General features: G+C 67.0%; 1 protein-coding gene. It reads right to left on the bottom strand.

Annotated features, from left to right (window positions below; translation table 11 throughout):
- Positions 1 to 615 (bottom strand): biotin/lipoyl-containing protein (locus ACODSO_RS29205; protein ID WP_489040082.1); only part of this gene is annotated, 615 nt, incomplete at its 5' end.

The raw sequence follows: 615 nt of genomic DNA, 5'->3' as shown, positions 1-615 counted from the left end.
CTACTTCAGTTCGGCGAGGACGGTGCCCTGGGTGATGGCGGAGCCTGGTTGCACGGCCAGGCCGGTGACCTTGCCTGCTTTGTGGGCGTTGACGGGGTTTTCCATTTTCATCGCTTCGAGAACAGCGATGAGATCGCCTTCGGCGACGTCCTGGCCTTCTTCGACAGCGACTTTGACGACGGTGCCCTGCATCGGTGCGGTGACCGCGTCACCGGATGCTGCGCCGGCGCCGGCGCCGCCGCGCTTGCGGGGCTTGGGCTTACGGCGGATTGCGCCGTCGGCATTACCACCGGCTGCGCCACCGCCGAGGGAGAACTGACCGGGAAGCGAGACCTCGACGCGGCGTCCACCGACCTCGACGACGACGGCTTGACGCGGCAGCGCCTCGTCCTCGTCGATCGGTTCACCGGCGGTGAACGGGGGAACCTGGTTGTCCCATTCGGTTTCGATCCACCGGGTATGGACATCGAAGGACTCGCCGTCGCCGATGAACGCGGGATCGGAGACGACGGCGGCGTGGAACGGGATGACCGTCGCGAGTCCTTCGACGGTGAATTCGGCCAGTGCGCGACGCGAGCGTGCCAGTGCTTCCTCGCGGGTGGCGCCGGTGACGAT

The sequence above is a fragment of the Rhodococcus sp. FG69 genome, assembly GCF_057808915.1.
Note: the sequence above shows the minus strand (reverse complement) of the source record. Positions and strands in the feature narration are given on the sequence as shown.